This is a genomic window from Nocardia sp. NPDC058518 (assembly GCF_042719655.1).
In the GTDB taxonomy this organism is placed as follows: domain Bacteria; phylum Actinomycetota; class Actinomycetes; order Mycobacteriales; family Mycobacteriaceae; genus Nocardia.
This window is the reverse complement of the sequence record NZ_JBHXNJ010000025.1, coordinates 16256-36688: the sequence shown is the minus strand read 5'-3', so window position 1 is coordinate 36688 and position 20433 is coordinate 16256. Positions and strand designations below refer to the sequence as shown.

23 protein-coding genes are annotated in these 20433 nt (G+C 68.2%); 11 read left to right on the top strand and 12 right to left on the bottom strand.

Annotation, left to right across the window (positions count from 1 at the left end; genetic code table 11):
* Nucleotides 1–21: 21 nt before the first annotated feature.
* A complete protein-coding gene (locus tag ACFWPX_RS31420) occupies nucleotides 22–2019 on the bottom strand; it encodes an APC family permease (RefSeq protein ID WP_378914832.1) in 1998 nt (665 codons plus the stop codon).
* A 171-nt stretch (nucleotides 2020–2190) separates the two neighbouring features.
* On the opposite strand from ACFWPX_RS31420, the gene ACFWPX_RS31415 reads away from it, so the two are divergent.
* A complete protein-coding gene (locus ACFWPX_RS31415) occupies nucleotides 2191–2856 on the top strand; it encodes a potassium channel family protein (protein ID WP_378914834.1) in 666 nt (221 codons plus the stop codon).
* A gap of 4 nt (nucleotides 2857–2860) precedes the next feature.
* Nucleotides 2861–3532, top strand: a complete 672-nt coding sequence (locus ACFWPX_RS31410; RefSeq protein ID WP_378914836.1) for a potassium channel family protein — start codon at nucleotides 2861–2863, stop codon at nucleotides 3530–3532.
* Nucleotides 3533–3536: 4 nt separating this feature from the next.
* Here ACFWPX_RS31410 and ACFWPX_RS31405 read toward each other — a convergent pair whose 3' ends face one another.
* The 3 genes from ACFWPX_RS31405 to ACFWPX_RS31395 all read right to left on the bottom strand — a co-directional run bounded on the left by ACFWPX_RS31405 (nucleotide 3537) and on the right by ACFWPX_RS31395 (nucleotide 5471).
* The gene (locus ACFWPX_RS31405) at nucleotides 3537–4184 is read right to left on the bottom strand and encodes a sigma-70 family RNA polymerase sigma factor (protein WP_378914900.1); all 648 of its coding nucleotides are present in this window, start codon (nucleotides 4182–4184) and stop codon (nucleotides 3537–3539) included.
* Between the two features lie 129 nt (nucleotides 4185–4313).
* Nucleotides 4314–5060, bottom strand: a complete 747-nt coding sequence (locus tag ACFWPX_RS31400) for a DUF3159 domain-containing protein (RefSeq protein WP_378931565.1) — start codon at nucleotides 5058–5060, stop codon at nucleotides 4314–4316.
* 3 nt (nucleotides 5061–5063) lie between these two features.
* Complete coding sequence (locus ACFWPX_RS31395; protein ID WP_101466671.1) at nucleotides 5064–5471, bottom strand: OB-fold nucleic acid binding domain-containing protein; 408 nt, start codon at nucleotides 5469–5471, stop codon at nucleotides 5064–5066.
* Between the two features lie 74 nt (nucleotides 5472–5545).
* Here ACFWPX_RS31395 and ACFWPX_RS31390 point away from each other — a divergent pair, with 74 nt between their 5' ends.
* A complete protein-coding gene (locus tag ACFWPX_RS31390) occupies nucleotides 5546–6310 on the top strand; it encodes an alpha/beta fold hydrolase (protein ID WP_378931563.1) in 765 nt (254 codons plus the stop codon).
* Nucleotides 6311–6416: 106 nt separating this feature from the next.
* On the opposite strand, the gene ACFWPX_RS31385 is transcribed toward ACFWPX_RS31390, so the two are convergent.
* Nucleotides 6417–7316 (bottom strand): DUF3710 domain-containing protein, encoded by a 900-nt coding sequence (locus ACFWPX_RS31385; RefSeq protein WP_378914902.1) that lies wholly within the window; start codon nucleotides 7314–7316, stop codon nucleotides 6417–6419.
* Between the two features lie 5 nt (nucleotides 7317–7321).
* Nucleotides 7322–7792, bottom strand: a complete 471-nt coding sequence (dut, locus tag ACFWPX_RS31380) for a dUTP diphosphatase (protein ID WP_266290988.1) — start codon at nucleotides 7790–7792, stop codon at nucleotides 7322–7324.
* Nucleotides 7793–7864: 72 nt separating this feature from the next.
* Here dut and ACFWPX_RS31375 point away from each other — a divergent pair, with 72 nt between their 5' ends.
* The gene (locus tag ACFWPX_RS31375) at nucleotides 7865–8401 is read left to right on the top strand and encodes a DUF3093 domain-containing protein (RefSeq protein ID WP_378914842.1); all 537 of its coding nucleotides are present in this window, start codon (nucleotides 7865–7867) and stop codon (nucleotides 8399–8401) included.
* Between the two features lie 84 nt (nucleotides 8402–8485).
* Here the strand turns inward: ACFWPX_RS31375 and ACFWPX_RS31370 are convergent, their stop codons facing one another.
* Complete coding sequence (locus ACFWPX_RS31370; RefSeq protein ID WP_056811237.1) at nucleotides 8486–8788, bottom strand: DUF4193 domain-containing protein; 303 nt, start codon at nucleotides 8786–8788, stop codon at nucleotides 8486–8488.
* Nucleotides 8789–9163: 375 nt separating this feature from the next.
* Between ACFWPX_RS31370 and cei the strand changes: the two genes are divergently transcribed.
* Nucleotides 9164–9847 carry an envelope integrity protein Cei gene (gene cei / locus ACFWPX_RS31365; protein WP_378914844.1) on the top strand — a complete coding sequence of 228 codons (684 nt, stop codon included), beginning with the start codon at nucleotides 9164–9166 and terminating at the stop codon, nucleotides 9845–9847.
* Between the two features lies 1 nt (nucleotide 9848).
* Here the strand turns inward: cei and ACFWPX_RS31360 are convergent, their stop codons facing one another.
* The gene (locus tag ACFWPX_RS31360) at nucleotides 9849–10748 is read right to left on the bottom strand and encodes an inositol monophosphatase family protein (RefSeq protein WP_378931561.1); all 900 of its coding nucleotides are present in this window, start codon (nucleotides 10746–10748) and stop codon (nucleotides 9849–9851) included.
* A gap of 108 nt (nucleotides 10749–10856) precedes the next feature.
* Here ACFWPX_RS31360 and ppgK point away from each other — a divergent pair, with 108 nt between their 5' ends.
* The 3 genes from ppgK to ACFWPX_RS31345 all read left to right on the top strand — a co-directional run bounded on the left by ppgK (nucleotide 10857) and on the right by ACFWPX_RS31345 (nucleotide 14372).
* Nucleotides 10857–11615 carry a polyphosphate--glucose phosphotransferase gene (gene ppgK / locus ACFWPX_RS31355; RefSeq protein WP_378914847.1) on the top strand — a complete coding sequence of 253 codons (759 nt, stop codon included), beginning with the start codon at nucleotides 10857–10859 and terminating at the stop codon, nucleotides 11613–11615.
* Between the two features lie 246 nt (nucleotides 11616–11861).
* Nucleotides 11862–13235, top strand: a complete 1374-nt coding sequence (locus tag ACFWPX_RS31350) for an RNA polymerase sigma factor (RefSeq protein ID WP_358187302.1) — start codon at nucleotides 11862–11864, stop codon at nucleotides 13233–13235.
* Between the two features lie 246 nt (nucleotides 13236–13481).
* Nucleotides 13482–14372: an MHYT domain-containing protein gene (locus ACFWPX_RS31345; RefSeq protein ID WP_378931558.1), complete on the top strand. Its 891-nt coding sequence runs from the start codon at nucleotides 13482–13484 to the stop codon at nucleotides 14370–14372.
* Here the strand turns inward: ACFWPX_RS31345 and ACFWPX_RS31340 are convergent, their stop codons facing one another.
* From ACFWPX_RS31340 to ACFWPX_RS31330, 3 genes are read right to left on the bottom strand one after another with little or no spacing between them, the layout of a single operon-like run.
* Complete coding sequence (locus tag ACFWPX_RS31340) at nucleotides 14373–15551, bottom strand: cation:proton antiporter (protein ID WP_378914852.1); 1179 nt, start codon at nucleotides 15549–15551, stop codon at nucleotides 14373–14375. It lies immediately after the preceding gene.
* 5 nt (nucleotides 15552–15556) lie between these two features.
* On the bottom strand, nucleotides 15557–16039 hold the full coding sequence (locus ACFWPX_RS31335) for a cation:proton antiporter regulatory subunit (RefSeq protein WP_378914854.1): 483 nt from the start codon (nucleotides 16037–16039) through the stop codon (nucleotides 15557–15559).
* A 37-nt stretch (nucleotides 16040–16076) separates the two neighbouring features.
* On the bottom strand, nucleotides 16077–16448 hold the full coding sequence (locus tag ACFWPX_RS31330) for a DUF952 domain-containing protein (protein WP_378914856.1): 372 nt from the start codon (nucleotides 16446–16448) through the stop codon (nucleotides 16077–16079).
* A gap of 402 nt (nucleotides 16449–16850) precedes the next feature.
* Here ACFWPX_RS31330 and ACFWPX_RS31325 point away from each other — a divergent pair, with 402 nt between their 5' ends.
* Nucleotides 16851–17045, top strand: coding sequence for a hypothetical protein (locus ACFWPX_RS31325; RefSeq protein WP_378914858.1), 195 nt, complete (start codon nucleotides 16851–16853; stop codon nucleotides 17043–17045).
* Nucleotides 17046–17205: 160 nt separating this feature from the next.
* Here the strand turns inward: ACFWPX_RS31325 and ACFWPX_RS31320 are convergent, their stop codons facing one another.
* On the bottom strand, nucleotides 17206–17961 hold the full coding sequence (locus tag ACFWPX_RS31320) for a TetR/AcrR family transcriptional regulator (protein WP_378931556.1): 756 nt from the start codon (nucleotides 17959–17961) through the stop codon (nucleotides 17206–17208).
* A 137-nt stretch (nucleotides 17962–18098) separates the two neighbouring features.
* Here ACFWPX_RS31320 and ACFWPX_RS31315 point away from each other — a divergent pair, with 137 nt between their 5' ends.
* Both ACFWPX_RS31315 and ACFWPX_RS31310 read left to right on the top strand, forming a co-directional pair.
* Nucleotides 18099–19829, top strand: a complete 1731-nt coding sequence (locus ACFWPX_RS31315; protein WP_378931664.1) for a DEAD/DEAH box helicase — start codon at nucleotides 18099–18101, stop codon at nucleotides 19827–19829.
* A complete protein-coding gene (locus tag ACFWPX_RS31310; RefSeq protein ID WP_378931554.1) occupies nucleotides 19829–20377 on the top strand; it encodes a hypothetical protein in 549 nt (182 codons plus the stop codon). The genes ACFWPX_RS31315 and ACFWPX_RS31310 overlap by 1 nt, the downstream gene beginning before the upstream one ends.
* The last annotated feature ends 56 nt before the right edge of the window (nucleotides 20378–20433 follow it).

Here is a 20433-nt window from a genome sequence, read left to right as displayed (position 1 = left end):
CACCCTCGACCGGCGCGCCGCTCATTCGCGACCTCCTGGTCGTTCGAAACCTCGGCGCACCGATCCCGGTGCGTTCACATCTGCTGTCTGCTTGGCGCGGGCGGAGGAACTGAGCTGCCACGGCACGCTCGTCACCATCACACCGGGCTCGAACAGCAACCGGCCCTTCAACCGCAACGCGGACTGATTGTGCAGTACCTGCTCCCACCAGTGGCCGACCACATATTCGGGGATGAACACGGTGACCACGTCGCGCGGTGCGTTCTTGCGCACACGCTTGACGTAGTCGAGCACCGGCTTGGTGACCTCGCGGTACGGCGATTCGATCACCTTCAGCGGGACGTTGATCTCGCTGTTCTCCCATTCGCGCACCAGTTTGCGGGTGTCGGCGTCATCGACGTTCACCGTCACCGCCTCCAGGGTGTCCGGCCGCGTGGCACGCGCGTAGGCCAGCGCCCGGCGGGTCGGCAGGTGCAGTTTGGAGACCAGCACGAGGGAGTGGGTGCGGCTGGGCAGCACACCGTCCCAGTCGGATTCGTCGAGTTCGCGCGAGACCGAGTCGTAGTGCTTACGGATCAGCTTCATCACGACGAAGATCGCCACCATCACCAGGATCGCGATATAGGCGCCCGCGAAGAACTTGGTGAGCAGCACGATCACCAGCACGGTGCCGGTCGCGGTGAGACCGATCCCGTTGATCACCCGTGACCGCTTCATCCGCGAGCGCACCGCCGGATCGGTCTCGGTGCGCAGCAGGCGCGTCCAGTGCCGCAGCATGCCCGTCTGGCTCAGCACGAACGAGACGAAGACGCCGACGATGTAGAGCTGGATGAGCCTGGTCACGTCGGCGCTGAAGAACACCACGAAGGCGATGGCCGCACCCGACAGGAAGAGGATGCCGTTGGAGAACGCCAGCCGGTCGCCGCGCGTATGCAGCTGGCGGGGCAGGTAGCGGTCCTGCGCGAGGATCGAACCGAGCACCGGGAAACCGTTGAACGCCGTATTGGCCGCCAGCACGAGGATCAGCGCGGTGACGATGGTGATGAAGAAGAAGCCGATCGGGAAGCCCTGGAACACGGTCTCGGCGATCTGGGCGATCAAGGTCTTCTGGTGGTAGTCATCAGGCGCGCCGACCAGATGCCCGGGGTCGTGAGCGTAGACGACACCGATCTTCTGGGCCAGGATGATGATGCCCATCAGCAACATCACCGAGATCGAGCCGAGCAACAGCAGCGTGGTCGCGGCATTGCGGGACTTGGGTTTACGGAAGGCGGGCACACCGTTGCTGATGGCCTCCACACCGGTCAGCGCGGCGCAGCCGGAGGAGAAGGCACGGGCGATCAGGAAGGCGAAAGCGATGCCGTAGAGGTGTTCGTTCTCGGCCTCGAGACCGAACCCGGCAGACGCGGCCTGGACGTCGTCGCCGAGGACGTAGACCCGGAACAGGCCCCACGCGAGCATCCCGAGCATGCCGAAGATGAAGGCGTACACCGGAACCGCGAACGCCGACCCCGACTCGCGCACCCCGCGCAGGTTCATCGCGGTGAGGATCACGATCGCCACCACGGCGAACAACACCTTGTGGGTGGCGACGAAGGGAATGGCGGACCCGATGTTGGACGCGGCCGACGAGACCGACACCGCCACCGTGAGCACATAGTCCACGAGCAGCGCGCTGCCGACCGTCAAGCCCGCGTTGGGGCCGATGTTCTTGGTCGCGACCTCGTAATCACCGCCGCCGGAAGGGTAGGCGTGCACGTTCTGCCGATAACTGGCGACCACCACCGCCATCACGAAGACCACCGCGAGACCGACCCACGGCGCGTACACATAGGCCGAGATGCCCGCCGCCGACAGCACCAGGAAGATTTCCTCCGGGGCATAGGCGACCGACGACATCGCATCGGAGGCGAACACCGGAAGAGCGATACGCTTGGGCAACAGCGTGTGGCCGAGCGTATCGCTACGGAACGGCCTGCCGAGCAGCACACGCTTGGCTGCCGTCGTCAACTTGGACACCGGGCTGAGCATAGAGGAGTTCACCAGCACCTTCGCGCGCACGTTCATCGGCGTCACGGCGATGTCTGGATTGTTTGTACCGCGTCGGCGCGGGGAAAATGGGCGATGGGAGCATCCGGCGGGTACGGTCCTTGCCGGACGCCACGGGTAGGCCAGGAACGAGGGTGCACGGTGTACGTAGTGATCATGGGGTGCGGGCGCGTCGGCTCGTCACTGGCGCGTGCGCTGACCCGGGTGGGTCACGAGGTCACGGTCATCGACCGGGATCCCACCGCGTTCCGCCGCCTCGGTGAGGGCTTCACCGGCGAGCAGGTGATCGGCGTCGGTTTCGACCGCGAGGTGTTGACCCGCGCGGGAATCGAGCGCGCCGACGCGTTCGCCGCGGTGAGCTCCGGTGACAACTCCAACATCATCTCGGCCAGGGTGGCCAGGGAGATGTTCGGTGTCGAACGTGTCGTAGCTCGCATCTACGACGCCAAACGCGCCGAGGTGTACGAGCGACTCGGCATCCCGACCATCGCGACCGTGCCGTGGACCACCGACCGGTTCCTGCGCACCCTCATCGGCGACAACTCGACCACCACCTGGCGCGACCCCACCGGCGCGGTCGCGGTGACCCAGCTGACCCTGCACGAGGACTGGTCCGGCCGCACGGTGCGCGATCTGGAACGCGAACTGCAGGTGCGGGTGGCGTTCATCCTGCGCTTCGGCCAGGGCCTGCTTCCCGAATCCAAGACGATCGTCCAGGCCGACGACGTCGTCTACGTCGCGGCCACGTCCGGCACTGTCGGCGAGGCGATCGCACTGGCCGCCAAGCCCCCCGTGAGCGAGGACTGAACACATGAAGGTCGCCATCGCCGGAGCGGGCGCGGTCGGGCGCTCGATCGCCAGGGAACTGCTACGCGGGGGGCATCGGGTGATGCTGCTCGAACGCCAGCTCGACCACATCGACCAGGACGCCATCCCCGACGCCGTCTGGGTCCACGCCGACGCCTGCGAGCTGTCGCTGCTGGAGAACGCCGATCTCGAGACCTACGAGGTGGTGATCGCGGCCACCGGTGACGACAAGGCGAATCTGGTGCACGCCCTGCTCGCCAAGACCGAGTTCGGGGTGCGCCGGGTGGTGGCGCGGGTCAACGATCCACGCAACGAATGGCTGTTCAACGAGTCGTGGGGCGTCGATGTGGCGGTCTCGACGCCACGGCTGCTCGCCTCGCTCGTCGAGGAGGCCGTGTCGGTGGGTGATCTGGTGCGGCTGATGACGCTGCGTCAGGGACAGGCCAACCTGGTCGAGATCACCCTGCCCACCGATACCCAGCTGGCGGGCAAGCCGGTGCGCACGCTGTCGATGCCGCGCGACACCGCGCTGGTGACGATCCTGCGCGGTGGCCGGGTGATCGTGCCGCAACCCGACGATCCGTTCGAGGGCGACGACGAACTGCTGTTCGTCACCTCGGTGGAAGCCGAAGAGGATCTGCGGCTGACCCTGGCGACACACGGCGTGCGGCCGTAAGTCCTTACGCCACTTTCAGTTCCGCGCGCAGCTTGTTGAGCGCGCGGTGCTGCATCACCCGGACCACGCCCGGGCTGGTGCCGATGGCCTCGGCGGTCTGGGCCGCGCTCCAGCCGAGCACGATCCGCATCACCAGCACCTCGCGGTGATTCGGGGCGAGCACCTTCATCAGTTCGTGGGTGGCGGCGCGGCGTTCGAAGGCGAGCACCCAGTCCTCCGGTCCCGCCGACGCGCTCGCGGTGTCGGGCAGGTCGGCCGTCGGGTAGGCGGTGTGCTTGCCGCGGCGGAAGGCGTCGGAGACCTTGTTGGCGGCGATACCGTAGACGAAGGCCAGGAACGACTTGCCCTGATCGCGGTAGCGCGGGATAGCGGTGACGGTGGCGATCAGGACTTCCTGGGTGACATCGTCGGCGGTGACGGTGAGATGGCCGGTGGTGCCCATCCGCGCCGAGCAGTACCGGCGAACCAGCGGGTGCACCAGGCGCAGGATCTCCGCGACGGCGTCGCGGTCACCGCGGGCGGCCGGGCCGATCAGCGCGTCGAGTTCGGCGCCGATGCGCTTGCTCTCCGACAGCACCGGTGCCGGCGTCTTGGCGGCGGCGTCGCGGCGGGCCGCGGTGGCCGGTCGCTCATTTCGGTGCTCGGTTGCCATCATGGTCGCCGGTCCTCTCACGATCATCGCGTATTTTTCGGTACGCATTGATCGTGCGACGAACAGGCGGTCGCAACCAGGCACCCCAGGGTGGGTACTTTCCCCCCTCCGGCGGCGCGCCGCCCACCCTTACGCGGACACGGATTCCGTTCCGGCGCCGGGCTTGTCGGCTTTCTCGGCAGGAAGATGCCCGGCGCGGCGCACCGCCCAGACGGTGACCACCAGCGCGATCGCGGTGAGCGGCCAGCCCATGCCGATGCGCGCCACGGCCAGCCAGGTGGTGTGGTCGGTGTCGTAGAGCTGCGACTGCACCAGGTAGCGGGCACCGAACACGACCACCCAGACGCCCGTTGCCAGGTCGTAGAGCTTGCGGATGCGCTTGTCGGTGCGCCAGCGGTGACCGTGCCCGTTGAGCGCGCCCCAGATCACCCCGACGAGCGGTCTGCGCAGCAGGATCGACAACGCGAACACGCCCGCGTACACCAGGCTGGTGTAGATGCCGAACAGGAAGAAGCCCTTGGCCTCTCCCACTCGCTGGGCGATGAGCGCGCACACACCGACACCGAGGAAGCCGGAGATCGCCGGCTGGATCGGGCTGCGCTGTACCAGCCGCCAGATGAGGATGGCGGCGGCGACGCCGAGGGCGGCCCAGATAGCCACGGTGAGGCCCGCGAAGGTGTTCACCGGGACGAAGACCAGAACGGGGAGGGTGGAATAGATCAGGCCGCTGAAACCGCCGAGCTGTTCGAGCAAGGTCTGTTCGGCCTTGCCGACCTCGGTGTCGATATCCGGGTCCACCGATTCATCGGTGACCACGGGCAACGCCACGGTGGCTTCGGGGTCCGCGGCAGTGCGGTACTCGTCGCTGGAGGGCATACGTCAGCTGTTCCCGCGCAATTCGTAGTAGGGGTTGAAGATCACCTTACGGCCGTCGCGGTCGCCGACGCGGCCACGGACCAGAATGCGCCTGCCCGGTTCGATACCGGGAATGCGCCTGCGCCCGATCCACACCAGGGTGATGGCGTCGGTGCCGTCGAAGAACTCGGCCTGCACGGTGGCACCGGCCGCCTTCGGACACGCCTCGACACTGCGGAGCCTGCCCAGAATCGTCGCCTCTTCACCGCGACAGCAATCCTTGGCCCGCCGGGCACCGGAGGCATCGACAGTCTCGGCCAATTCCTCGGCGTCGAGCTGATCGATATCGGCGGTGAGACGACGACCGAGTCGACGAAAATATCCCGAGTCCGGACCCGATCCCGACTTGTGTCCGCCCGTGGATGACGACATGTCACGCTTCTCCCGCTAGTTGGCCGTACACCGCCACTGTAGATGGGCAAACGCCCGGCCGCTACGCTCGGTCGGTGTTGTGCACCCCACCCCAGGTCACCGTGGTCGCCCTGCCGGGGACCGGCTCCGACGCCGATTTCGCGGCCCGCGCGTTCGGGCCTGCCGCCCATGCGCGCGGACTCGCTTTCCACGCCGTAGAACCGGACCCGCAGGCCGTGATCGGGAGCTGTACCGCGGCTTTGGACGCTGCCGCGGAGCGCGGTCCGGTCCTGGCCGCGGGCATCTCCCTCGGCGCCGCGATCGCGCTCGACTGGGCAGCCGAGCACCGTACCGCGGTAGTCGGTGTCATCACAGCATTACCCGCCTGGACGGGTGCCGAAACCGCCGCGTGCCCAGCCGCATTGAGCGCTTCGGTTACCGCCGAGCAACTGCGAGCCGACGGCTTGGAGGCAGTGATCGAGCGAATGCGGGCGTCGAGCCCGCCGTGGCTGGCCGACGCGCTGACCCAGTCGTGGCGCGGGCAGTGGCCGCATCTGCCCGCGGCACTGGACGAGGCCGCGGGGTACGCGTGGCCGTCGCTGGCAGCGTTGGCCGCCAACGATGTGCCGGTCGCGGTGGTCGGTGCGACCGACGACCCGGTGCACCCGATCGCCGTCGCCGAGGAATGGGCGGCAACATTGCCGTCGGCACGCCTGCATCGAGTGACACTCACCGAGCTGGGCGCCGACCCGGCAATACTCGGGCATGCCGGGTTCGCGGAGTTGAACGCGTTGCTACCAGCGACCACACAGGCAACGAACAGCCTTGCAGGACAACTGATTTCGCGAGGACATGGGTAACTCGCCGGGCACCCCCAACACAAGACCCACCCCGAACCCGAGGCCCGGCCACTAGCTGAACCGCCTCCCCACGACCGGCAAAAGTCGCGGAGAGGCGGCGCAGCCCCTAGTTCAGGCCCAGTTGTTGCATGGCCGAACCGTCCGCGCCTCGACGCGGCTCGTCCGGCAGCTTCGGCGGGAGGGCCGAGGGCGGCGGGGCGGCCGCGGCGGCGGCCTGTGCCTCCAGGGCGTCCTGCTGGGCCTGGACCTGCTGCTGATGGGCCGCGGCCAGCTGCTCGGCAAGTTCCTGCGGCAGGACCACCGGAAGCGGGTCGCGCACGGGCAGGGGGTCGGTGCCGCGGCGGACCACGGCGTCGGCCAGGACGGCGCGGGCGGCGGTGATCAGCGGGCTGCGGTCGTCGACGGCACCCTTGGGACCGGCGGCGACCAGACGGATCATCCAGCGCGGGCCGTCGACGCCGATGAAGCGCAGGTCGGCGCCCTCGGTGATCGCCTTGACCTCACGACCCCACGGGCCCTTCTCGACGGCCACGCTCGCGCCGTCACCGCGCAGCGACTCGGCCAGATCCGCGGCGACCGTGCGCCACTGGCCCGCCGACTTCGGCGCGGCGTAGGCGGCGACGGTGAGCCTGCCGTGCTCGGTGGCCAGGTGCACCGCCTGCGGGGTGCCGTCGGGGCTCATCTCCACCTGCAACTGCCCGCCCTGGGGCACCGGAATGAGCACCGAACCCAGGTCGAGGCGCCGCGCGATCGCTTCGTCGGAGACCTCGCTGATGTCGTAGGGGCCCGCGGCGGCATCGGGGGCGTGGTCGAAGTTGCCGTAGATGCGCTCATCGGTCGGCGCGTCGTCGAAGTCGAGGCGCGCGAAGTCGGGGCGCTGGAACTCGTCGGTGTCGTACTCGTCGGAGTCCGCGTCCAGGTCGTAGTCCGCCTCGTCGTACTCGACCTCGTCGTACTCGACGTAGTCGGCATCGTCGTCGCGCGCGCGCTTCTTCTTTCCGAACAGACCCATCACGCCTCCTTGCCGGCCAGGCTGGCATGCCCGCCGCTCGACCCGTATCCGCCGGTGCCACGGGCGGTGTCGTCGAGATCGTCGACCTCGGCGAAATCGACCAGCTCGACCCGCTGCACCAGCAACTGCGCGATGCGGTCACCGCGTCGCAGCTCGATGGCGGTGCGTGGGTCGTGGTTGATCAGGCACACCTTGATCTCACCGCGGTAGCCCGCGTCGACCGTGCCGGGCGTATTGACCACCGACAGACCGGCCTTCGCGGCCAAGCCCGAACGGGGATGGATCAAGCCGACCGTGCCCATCGGCAACGCGATCGCGATCCCGGTGCCGACCAGCACCCGCTCGCCCGGTTCGATGATCACATCCTCGGTGGTACAGAGGTCGACGCCCGCGTCACCCGGATGGGCACGCGTCGGCACAGGGATGCCGGGATCGAGCCGCCGCAGCGGAATCGGTGCAAGTGCGTTCACATCGGTCGAGACTACGCGGTCGAGGCCGGACCTTCTCGTCGCAGCCCTGGTGCGGTGACCTAGTGTTGAGGGGTGCCCGACCAGCCCGATTCCCCGACGACCGCGACCGCAGACACCGACCACCGCGCGCCGAGCGCGCAGGGTCCGTCGCCCTACTCCGAGCGCCTGTGGGTGCCGCTGTGGTGGTGGCCCGTCGGCTTCGCGATCGCGGGCCTGCTCGCGGCCGAGATCCACATGGGCGCGCCGGGACTGCGGGCCTGGCTGCCGTATGTGCTGCTGGCGCCGGTCCCGGTCTGGATTCTGTTGTGGATGAGCAGGCATCGCCTCGAGGTCACCGTGGCCGACGACGGTACGGCGGAACTGCGCGTCGACCGTGCCCACCTGCCGGTGAGCTTCGTCGCGCGTGCCGCGGCCGTCGCGCCGACGGCCAAGAGCGCGGCGCTGGGCCGGCAACTCGACCCCGCCGCCTATGTGCAGCATCGGGCCTGGATCGGCACGATGGCATTGCTGGTACTGGACGACCCGGACGATCCGACGCCGTACTGGTTGGTCAGTACGCGTAGGCCGGACCGGGTCTTGGCCGCGCTCGGACTCCCGAGCGCGGGCTGACCCTTCCTCGCTGATCCGTACCGGATCAGATTGCGCAGCCCGTGCGGATCAGTTCGACCGCAAGGTGCCGCGCATCGCCTGCCTCTAGAGCGCGCAGTCCATGCAGATCAGCTGACCACCCTTCTCGGTGGCCAGTCGGCTGCGGTGATGCACGAGGAAACAGCTCGAGCAGGTGAACTCGTCAGCCTGCTTCGGGACCACCCGAACGCTGAGTACCTCGTCGGACAAATCCGCGCCGGGAAGCTCGAACGATTCCGCTGTATCGGATTCGTCGATGTCCACGACGGCGGACTGCGCCTCGTTGCGGCGCGCCTTCAGCTCCTCGAGCGAATCCTCCGACACCTCGTCGGATTCGGTGCGCCGCGGTGCGTCATAGTCGGTTGCCATGTCGTCTTCCCCTCAGTCCTTACTCCGTATATCCCGGATCAGTCGATTGCCGTAACCCCGCAGGGGTCCGGCGTTCGTACCGCCCCGCCGGTGGTGCACCTCACACGTGCACCGGTCGTCTATCAGGTTCGATCGGCTAGCGATCTACTCCGACAGCGTTCGGTAAACGCAGGACATGCCCTTGTTGTTCCCGCGACCGACCACCGTTTCACCGGTAAATATTCGATCTGGGCGGCCAGACAATAGCGGACCAATGGGCGAAAGTCGCAATCAAACCCCCGCCGAGCCGAAACCGACGACGAATCGTCACCTGCTGGGAAACTCGCCGAGACCTCCCGGACTCGCGCACGGCCGTGGGACTCGTAGAGTGAGCGCGTGGTTTCACTGATCACCGAAGGCAGCGCGACTGATCGCGACGGCAAACCCTTTCCGCGGCGGCGGCCCGAGCTCTGGCTCGCGCTGGTCCTCGTGCTGGCTCTGGTGAGCCTGTTCGTCTGGATCACGGCGTTCCGAACCCGTGACGAGAGCAACGAACCGATGGCGTGCAACGCGCCGAGCACGCCGACGGCCACCAACGCACCGAAGCCCGCGGCACTGGGTACCCGGGTGGGTCCGACGCGACTCGCGGAGGTCGACCCGGCGGCCCTGTCGGAGTCGCGGGTCCGGGTGTTCAACGCCAACGGCAAGAGCGGCCAGGCGGGCAACATCGGCGCGGCGCTGGCCGACCTCGGCTTCGCGGGCGCGCCGGGGACACAGGTCGGTAACGATCCGGTCTATGTCAGCGGCGACCTCACCTGCACCGGTCAGATCCGGTTCGGTGTGAACGGTCGACCGGCGGCCGCTTCGGTGCAGCTGATCGCGCCCTGCGCCGAGCTGATCGAGGATCCGCGCACCGACGACACCGTCGATCTGGTCCTCGGGCAAGCGTTCGGCGAGTCGCTGCGCCCCGGTGCCGACGCCGAGGCGGTGCTCCGGTCGCTGAAGAACCTGGCCCCCGGAGCCAGCTCGTCCTCGATCGACCCGGACCTCCTCGACGCCGCGCGCGAAGTCAAGTGCTGAGCTAGTCCGGTAGGGCCGTCGGCGCGCCGACACGGTCGAGTAGCTCGTCGAGGTCCTTCGCGATGCCGGGGGCGGCGACGACCGTCAGTTCGCCCGCGGCACCACCGACGGTGACCGGGGGGACGTGGACGACCGCGCCCGCTTCGGCGGCGATGAGGGCGCCCGCGGCCCAGTCCCAGGCGTTGAGGCCGTGCTCGTAGTAGGCCTCCAGCCTGCCCGAGGCGACATGGCACAGGTCCATGGCGGCGGCGCCGAGGCGGCGGATGTCGCGAATCCGCGGGAGGATCTCGGTGAGCAGCTGCGCCTGGCGGGCACGGCGCGCGCTGCCGTAGGCGAAGCCGGTGGCTACCAGGGCCACCGAGAGCGAATCCTCGCTACTGCACCGAAGTGTCACGCGGGTGCCGTCCGGGCGCACAGCGTGCGATCCAGCGCCCAGTGCGGCGCTGTAGGTGGTCGCGGCGGCCACGTCGACCACGGCGCCCGCCACGGGCTTGCCATCGACCACCGCACCGACCGAGACGGCGTAGCCGGGCAGCCCGTAGAGGAAGTTCACGGTGCCGTCGATCGGGTCGACGACCCAGGTGACGGTGCCCGGCGCGGTGGCGCCGACATCGCCGCCGCCCTCCTCCCCCAGAATCGCGTCGCCGGGCCTGCGCTCGGCGAGCAGCCCACGGATCAGCTGTTCGGATTCGGTGTCGACGATGGTGACCGGATCGGTGACGTGCCCCTTGGTGGTCACGGCGCCCGCCACGGGTCCGCCGTCGGCGAACACCTCGGGCCTGCGGGCGCGCACATGCGCGGCGGCCGCTTCGGCGAGCTCGACGGCGAGGCGCCGCAACTGCTCGTAATCGGCGGATGTGAGGGGGGCGGTCGAAGTCTCGGGCTCGGTGTATTCGGGCACCTCTCCATCGCATCACATGTCGTGGCGCCTCGCGCGAGAGGTGACTACCGCTACTCTGCTTGCTGGTGTCTGTCAGGCACATCGACCGCGTCAGCAAGGGGTTGAACCATGTCCACTCGGGGGCACGCATTCGGGATCGATATCGGCGGCAGCGGCGTGAAGGGCGCCGAGGTCGATCTGGCCACCGGCCTGCTCACCCATGACCGCATCAAGATCGCGACCCCGCAGCCGTCGACGCCCGCGGCCGTCGCCGCGGCGGTCGCCCAGCTGGTCGCGCAGGCGGGCTGGGAAGGCCCGGTCGGCATCACCATGCCGTGCGTGGTGCTCGACGGCCACGCCAGAACCGCGGCCAACATCGACCAGGCCTGGATCGGCACCGATGCCCGCGCGTTGTTCGCCGAGGCACTGGGCGGGCGAGCCGTCACCGTGCTCAACGACGCCGACGCCGCGGGCCTGGCCGAGGACGCCTACGGCACCGCGCGCGACCTCGACGGGCTGACCCTGCTGCTCACCTTCGGCACCGGCATCGGCTCCGCGCTGCTCTACAACGGCGTGCTGGTGCCCAACTCCGAACTCGGTCATCTCGAGATCGAGGGCGTCGACGCCGAGGATCTGGCCGCGGCCTCGGTCAAGGACAACGAGGAGCTCACCTACCCCGAGTGGGCGCACCGGGTGAGTCGCGTGTTGCGTCACATCGAGGACCTGTTCTGGCCGAAGGTGATCGTGGCGGGTGGCGGCATCAGCCGCGATCACGAACAGTGGATTCCCTTGCTCACCAACCGAACTCCCGTGATTCCGGCCGTATTGAAGAACACCGCGGGTATCGTCGGCGCGGCGATGGCCATCGATGCGGGCATCGCGCCGTAGCCCGGTGCGGCCTGCGACGCAACGCCTGGGTGGCATCGTGCCATGAGTACCCTGGTTGGATCGTTACAATGGAACACGTCCGGCGGTGAGCCGGTGAAACCTTCCGGCCGCGGCCGGTCGCGAGAAGGTCGGTGAACGAGCGCCGACTTCCCCCGGCCGACGCATCGCCGGTGCAACCCGACCGACCGCTCCGCCGGAAAACCACTCTGGCGTGACGCCGCACGAGACCGTCACGAAAGGGCGTACGTGGTAGCCACGAATACCCGTCAGACCGCCGACTCGGCCTCCGACGCCGATGCCGACGACGCCGTAACCCCGGCCAAGAAAGCGCCGGCCAAAAAGGCCGCCGCCAAAAAGGCCCCGGCGAAGAAGGCCGTAGCCAAGAAGGCGCCGGCGAAGAAGGCTGCCGCCAAGAAGGCTCCGGCCAAGAAGACCGCCGCGAAGAAGGCGACCTCGGGCGAGGGCGGTGAGGAGCAGCTCGACGACGAGTCGGTCGAAGTCGACGATCTCGGTGATCTCGAAGTCGCCGAGGACGAACTCGTCGGCGAGGAAGTCGTCGTCGAAGACGTCGCCGAGGAAACCGCCGATGTCGCCGAGACCGCGGAGCCGTCCGAGAAGGACAAGGCTTCCGGTGATTTCGTCTGGGACGAGGAGGAGTCCGAAGCGCTGCGTCAAGCACGCAAGGACGCCGAGCTCACCGCCTCCGCCGACTCGGTGCGCGCCTACCTCAAGCAGATCGGCAAGGTCGCGCTGCTCAACGCGGAAGAGGAGGTCGAACTCGCCAAGCGGATCGAGGCCGGTCTGTTCGCCGCGGAGAAGATGCGCGAGTTCGCCGAGGCGGGCGAGAAGCTCTCGGTGACGACACGCCGCGACTTCAACTGGATCGTGCGCGACGGCAACCGGGCCAAGAACCACCTGCTCGAGGCCAACCTGCGCCTGGTGGTCTCGCTGGCCAAGCGCTACACCGGTCGTGGCATGGCGTTCCTGGATCTCATCCAGGAGGGCAACCTCGGTCTGATCCGCGCGGTCGAGAAGTTCGACTACACCAAGGGTTACAAGTTCTCGACCTACGCGACGTGGTGGATCCGTCAGGCCATCACCCGCGCCATGGCCGATCAGGCCCGCACCATCCGTATCCCGGTGCACATGGTCGAAGTGATCAACAAGCTCGGCCGCATCCAGCGCGAGCTGCTCCAGGACCTGGGCCGTGAGCCCACGCCGGAGGAGCTCGCCAAGGAAATGGACATCACGCCGGAGAAGGTGCTGGAGATCCAGCAGTACGCGCGTGAGCCCATCTCGCTTGACCAGACCATCGGCGACGAGGGCGACAGCCAGCTCGGTGACTTCATCGAGGATTCCGAGGCGGTCGTCGCGGTCGACGCGGTGAGCTTCACTCTGCTGCAGGATCAGCTGCAGTCGGTGCTGGAGACGCTGTCCGAGCGTGAGGCGGGCGTGGTGCGGTTGCGCTTCGGCCTCACCGACGGTCAGCCGCGCACCCTCGACGAGATCGGCCAGGTCTACGGCGTCACGCGTGAGCGCATCCGCCAGATCGAGTCGAAGACGATGAGCAAGCTGCGCCACCCGAGCCGTTCGCAGGTTCTGCGCGACTACCTCGACTAACGGTTCTACGAAAAACGAGGCCCGTACCACCGATTCGGTGGTACGGGCCTCGTTTTCGTTTCGATCGCTACATTCCCAGCGGTCTGTTTATCCAATTCACGGACGGGTAATCGTTTCGTGATCAACCCCACACTGCCGGATTGCACTGTGGAGGACACGGATTGGCGATCTTCACCGTATTGTCACGTTCAGTTTTTCGTTCTACCGCCTCAGGTCTGCGGTATCGGCATTGAGGGTTTTTCGCGCGTGCTCGACATTTATCACTTCAGCTACGGCTGGATCACCCCTGTTCTCGCCTACTTCATGTCTGTCACGGGCTGTCTGCTCGGGCTCCAGTGCGCGGCTCGGGGTCGCAATGCCGCCGAGGGACGGGTCGGCTGGCTCGTCGGCGCCGCGATCGCGATCGGCGGAACCGGCATCTGGGTCATGCATTTCATCGCCATGCTGGGCTTCACCATCCGCGGCGCCGACATTCGCTACGACATCCCGTTGACGCTGTGCAGCGCGATCACCGCGATGGTGGTGGTCGGGATCGGGCTGTTCATGGTCAACAAGCCGCAGCCGACTCTGCGCTCGTTGCTCGCCGGTGGCACCATCACCGGCCTCGGTGTCGGGACCATGCACTACACCGGCATGTACGCGATGAAGTCCAGCGCGACCGTGAAATACGACCCGGCGATCGTGGCACTGTCGATGGTGATCGCGGTGGTGGCTTCGATCGTGGCGCTGTGGTTCACGTTGCGCGTCAAGGGTTTTCTCGCCACCGTGGGTGCTGCGCTGATCATGGGCGTGGCCGTGTGCGGCATGCACTACACCGGGATGGCGTCGATGCACGCCCACACCGGGCATCAGACCGCGCCCGCGACGGGCGCCGAGGCGATGGAACTGCTGGCTCCGCTGATCGGGGTGAGCAGCATCGTCACCATGCTCGTGTTGATCAGCGTGAGCCTCACCGAGATCGAGAACGAGGAAGCGCTACCGCGCATGTGGCTCACCTCCCGGCACCGTCCGCGGCCGCGACCGGTCAGGCCCACACCGCCGGTCGCGCGGTTCGCGCCGCCCGCACAGCAGGAGTACCGCACCGAGGAACTGAGTTACGACGGTGCAGGCGCCTGGCCGCGTCGCGTCGTCGACTGATCAGCTCGTCGCGACATCCGAACGGCGCCTGGCGAATTCGACCACCGGCTCGACCACGCGCGCCGCGATCGGCCCGAGGATCGCCATCAGCAGCACATAGGCCGAGGCAAGCGCGGCCAGTTTCACATCGGCCTTGCCGTAGGCGACCGCCAATCCGGCGATGACGATGGAGAATTCGCCGCGCGCCACCAGCGCCGCGCCCGCCCGCGCGCGACCCATCCGCCGGATTCCCTGCCTGCTCGCCGCCCACCAGCCGACCGCGATCTTGGTGCCGGTGGTCACCACCGCCAGCGCGACCGCCCAGCCGAATACCGGCGGGATCGCGGCCGGGTCGATCGACAGGCCGAACGCGACGAAGAAGATCGCGGCGAACAGATCACGCAGCGGCTCCAGCAGTTTCGCCGCCTCGTGCGCGGTGGACCCCGAGATGGCGATGCCGAGCAGGAACGCGCCGACCGCGGCCGAGACATTGAGCGCCGAGGCCAGGCCGGCCACGAGCAGTGCGGCGCCGAGCAGCTGGAGCAGGAACACTTCGCGATCGGCGCTGTCGAGCACCGCCGAGACCACCCGACCGAAACGCAGCGCGACCACGAGCACCACCGTGATGGTCGCGAGCGCGATCGCCAGCGAGATCAGTCCGCTCAGCAGGCTCAGCCCCGCCAGCATCATGGTCAGGATCGGCAGGTACACCGCCATCGCGAGGTCTTCGAGCACCAGGATCGACAGCACCACCGGGGTCTCACGGTTACCGAGGCGACCCAGATCGTCGAGCACCTTGGCCACGATCCCCGACGACGAGATGTAGGTGACCCCGCCGAGCACGACGGCACCGACCACACCCCAGCCCAGGATCAGCGCCACCGCGACGCCAGGGAGCGCGTTGGCCACCAGGTCGAGCACTCCGGCCGCCCAGGAGCGCCGCAGGCCGGTCATCAGCTCGGGGGCGGTGTACTCGAGCCCGAGCAGCAACAGCAGCAGCACGACGCCGATCTCGCTCGCTATGTGCCCGAACTCGGTGGCGGCGTCGAGTTCGAAGAACCCGCCGCGACCGAACGCCAGCCCGCCGAGCAGATACAGCGGAATCGGTGACATCCCGAACCGGCCCGCCACTCGCCCGCAGATCCCCAGCGCGAACAAGATCACGCCGAGCTCGAGCAGCGCCAAGGCCTGCGAGGTCACGGCGCTCAGCCGTGCATGAGAATCTTCGCGGCCGCTTCCAGGCCGTCCGGGGTGCCGACGACCACGAGCAGATCACCCTCGGTGAAGGTGAAATCCGGGCCGGGTGAGGGGTGGAGCTGACCGGCGCGCATCACCGCGACGATCGAGGTCTTGGTGCGGGTACGCATGCCCGTCTCGCCGAGGGTTCGTCCCGCATAGGGTGATTCGTCGACGATGGCCAGCTGGCGGGTGGTGATGCCCGGCAGATCGCGGTGGTCGTCGTTGAGTTTGGCGACCAGTTGCGGTGCGCCGAGCAGGTTCGCCAGCACCGACGCCTCGTCGGTGGACAGCGGCACCTGCGCCGCGATGGCGTCCGGGTCGTCGGGTTTGGACACGATCAGATCGATGTCACCGTCGCGGTGGGCGACCACCCCGACGCGGCGCCCCGACCTGACTTCGAAATCCTTGCGCACTCCGATGCCCGGTAGCGCTGTGACGTCGACGTTCACCTCATCAACAGTAGCCGCGCCCGGCGTCGATTGTGGTCTACGCCACTCCGTCCCGGCGCGGTGTGGTGAACACGCCGTCGGGGCCGGGCAGGTACGGCTGCGCGGCGAGCACCGCGGCGACCGGCAGCGGGGCGTAGAGGTGCGGGAAGAGCATCGACGACGGGTCGCTCGGCACACCCGGCTCCCACTTCACCTCGCCGGTGAACGCCGCCGGGTCCAGCCACAGCACGACCATGTCGGCGCGCCCGGCGAAGAGCCGGTTGGCGGGCAGGTGGACCTGCTCCGGGGTGGACAGATGGACGAAGCCCGCGTCGGCCAGCGACGGCGGCCTGCGCTCGCCCGCGCCGCGGGCTTGTTCCCATTCTTGGGAAGAACACAGGTGAACAAGCGTGTGAGTGTCGGATGTCACGGGTAACCTCCGGGTAGACAACAGGTTCGGACGGTCAAGACCCTGTCACAACTCGACATGATCGGCCCGGTTCGGTGGTGCGCCCCGTGCGTAGCGAGCAACACCGCAGCGAGCGACATATTGATGAGTATCAGGATCGAGTGGGAGGTGGCATCAGCGCTTCGCGGGTGATCGGTGGGTGCTCGAATCAGACGACCGGTGGGTGTTCGCTTTCAGCGAAACCGCAGGTCTGTTATCGAAAACACAAAGATTCACTTCCGGGAACAAAGCCTGAACCCCGAACGTCTGACAGAGTAGTCGTACCACTGCTGGGAAGTAGCGGACGCGAGCCGCGTGGAGTGACCACGAGGCCCACACCTAGGCGAACGGCCACGCAGCGCCGGGAGCCGGGACGGAGGAGTCATGCCAGGAACCCTGACCAGCACCCCACTGACCGCTGTCGATCGTTGCGATCGTTGCGGGGCGGCTGCCCGAGTGCGTGCCGTGCTTCCCGCGGGTGGCGAGTTGCTCTTCTGCCAGCACCACGCGAATGAACACATGGACCGCTTGCGCGAACTCGAAGCCGTGATCAACACGGACGAAGCTCCCGCGATCTGACCACTCCTCGCGTCCGAAACAACCACATCTGACAACCGAAAACTCCCAGCAGCGGGCGACCCGAACAGGGCGCCCGCTGTTGCTGTATCCGGATATCGCCGCTGTTCAGGCGTATCTCCGCCTTCGCCCCGGCCGTGCGCAGCTGACGCGGCAGCGCCCATCAGGCGTCGGCGAGAATGCCGTCGACGAGGGTGACCACGCCGTAGCCGAACGCACCGTCCGGGTCGGCGGGAGCCTGGTAGTGCTCGCCGACGGCGGTTCCGACCCGCCCGGCGAGCGGGAACTCCTCGGCGGGCATCACCCGGGCCAGCACGGGGCCGTTGACCTCCCACCACTGCGCGTCACTCAGTTGCGCCGCGGCTCCGGCGGCCGCGATGGCGAGGCGGGCATTGCCGGTGGCGAAGTCGGTGAGCACGGCGATCGCGCGGTCCATGGCCAGATCGTCGAGGCCGACGCCGTCGATCGCGGCCAGTTGACGTTCGTAGCGGCACATCCTGGCCGGGCCGAGTACCTGACGCCACGGCGACACTTCCAGGAGCCAGGGGTGCTCGATCAGCTCGGCCCTGATCTGGGTGGCAATGGCGATCATGCGTTCCCGGACCGGCAGGTCGACCGGGATCGGGGTGTCCGCGGCGGCGACGGCGTCGACCATGAGCACGATCAGGGCGTCCTTGCTGGGGACGTAGGTGTAGAGGCTCATCGCGCGCAGGCCGAGTTCCGCGGCGACCGCCCGGATCGTCAGCTTGCCGATACCGTCGCGGTCGGCCAGTGCGATGCCGGCCGCGACCACATCGTCCACGGTGAGACCGGGTTTCGGACCACGCGCGCCCGGCTTGGGCGGCAAGGCGTGGCGCCACAGCAATTCGAGGATCTGGGTGGCCTGTGCGGTGGATTTCGCGTCCTCGTCGGCGGGCACGAGCCGTCCTCTCCGGAACTTGTCCGAGCGTTCGGGAACAAACTCAGTACAGTGTACGTTGTTCGGTTGTTCGCGCTTCCCGATCAGAGGAGAACGTTCTGCCCGCCATCGAGGCCACCTACCTTCCCGACCGTCACCTGTTCGCCTTGTGGACGTGGACCGGGCACGACGCCGGTGCCGCGCCGGCGGGAATCGGCGATCCGGAACAGCTCACCCTCGCGCTGCCCGTGGGTGAACGCGGCGCGATCGAGCCCGTCGAGGTGTCGACCGCCGTGGTCACACCCGCCGAACTGGCCGACGCCACAGTCGGCGACCTCGCCCCGTCCGCGCTGGCCTGGCGCGCGTTGATGACCGACGAACGGCCCGCCCGATTGCCCACCGCCGCGCACGCGGTGCCCGATGCGGTCGGTACCGCGATCGTCTCCGCCGAACGAGCGGCGCGGGTGTTGTGCGAGACCCAGGCGCTGGACGGGGAGCTGGCGGGGGTTCTCGATGCCACGCTGCGGCCGTATCAGGTGCGTGGGGTGGGGTGGTTGCGCGAGACCGTTTCGGCGTACGGCGGGGCCGTACTGGCCGACGAGATGGGCCTCGGCAAGACGGTGCAGACGATCGGGTTCCTCCAGGGGCGCGCCGACGGGCCGCAGCTGGTGGTGTGTCCGACCTCGCTGGTCGGCAACTGGGTGCACGAGATCGAACGGTTCGCGCCGGGGCTGAAGCCGGTGCCGTGGCGTGGTGGTGCGGTGTCCGCCGGGGCGGGGACGGTCGTCGTGACCGGGTATCCGACCTTGCGGCTGCACGGTGCGGGGCTGACCGGTGAGCAGTGGGCGACCGTGGTGTTCGACGAGGCGCAGGCGCTGAAGAATCCGCGCACCCAGGTGTCGCGGGCGGCGCGCGCGTTGACCGCCGACGCGAAGGTCGCGCTGACCGGCACGCCGGTGGAGAACCACCTCGACGAACTGTTCGCGCTGCTCAACCTCACCGTGCCGCGACTGTTCGCGCATAGAACGCAGTTCCGGCGAAGGTTCGTCCGGCCGATCGAGGAGGGTTCGGCCACGGCGGCGGCCCGGCTGCGCGATGCGGTCGAGCCGGTTGTCCTTGGACGCAAGAAACTTCAGGTGGCCGCGTCGCTGCCCGCGAAGATCCACAGTGATCTGCTGTGCGATCTCACCGCCGAGCAGGAACGGGTGTACGACGCGGTGCTCGCCGAGGCCATCGACGAGGGATTCGGCTCGGGCCTGCAACGACAGGGACGGGTGCTCGCCGCGCTCACCCACCTCAAGCAAGTGTGCAACCACCCCGGACTGGTCGCCGGCGACCTGGGCGAACTTGCCGGCCGCTCCGGCAAACTCGACCTGTGTACCGACATCGTGGCCACCAACCTCGATACCGGTGATCCCACGCTGATCTTCACCCAGTACCGCAAGACCGGCGACCTGCTGGTTCGTCACCTGGCCGAGCAGTTCGGGATCCAGGCGCCGTTCTTCCACGGCGGGCTCGACGCCGGCCAGCGCGGCGACCTGGTCACCCGCTTCCAGGCACCGGACGGACCGCCGGTGCTGATCCTGAGCCTGCGCGCCGCGGGCACCGGCCTCACCCTCACCCGCGCGGCCGATGTGATCCATTTCGATCGCTGGTGGAATCCGGCGGTGGAGGCGCAGGCTTCGGACCGGGCGCACCGGATCGGGCAGACCCGCACCGTCACCGTCACCACGCTCACCAGCGCCACGACGGTGGAGGAACACATCGCGGCGATGCACACCCGCAAGTCCGCGCTGACGGACCTGTCCGATACCGCGGGCATCGCCGAGCTGGCCCGCCTCGACGACGATGCCCTCGTCGACATCCTGCGCCGGAAGCGAGAGAACTGATGGCCGACAACGAATTCGGTTACACCCCATGGGGAATGGACTGGGTCCGGCTGGCTGAACCATTGCGCCAGACCCGTCCCGAACCCCTGTTGCCCCGGGCCCGCAGCATCGCCCGCAACGACGGTGTCCGCATCGAGACGCAGGGGCACACCGTGCGCGCGCACCTGCATCGCGGCGGTCAGGCCTCGATCGCGCATGTGGAGGTGGCACCGCTGTCGCGGGCGGCGGTGACCGCGATCGGTCACACGATCACCGACCCGACCGTCCTCACCGACGAGATGCACCGAGCCCTGCTCGACGCGGGTCACTCCCCCGCACCGACCCTGGTGAGCACCGATTGCTCCTGCTCGGCACGGACCGCGCGCTGCGTGCACGTGTTCGCGACGCTGTACACGATCGCCCGCAAGGTCGACGAGAATCCGCGCCTGGCATTGGAATTGCAGGGCTACTTCGACGCCACCACCGACGCCGATCTGCCCGCGCAGGAACCGCGCTGGACCAGTATCAACACGCTCGACCCGACCCAGTTCTTCGTGCCCGCCTCCTGAGCCGGGACATCCCGGGCCTGCCGGTGGACGCGCACCACAGCCAGGTGCCCATCAGC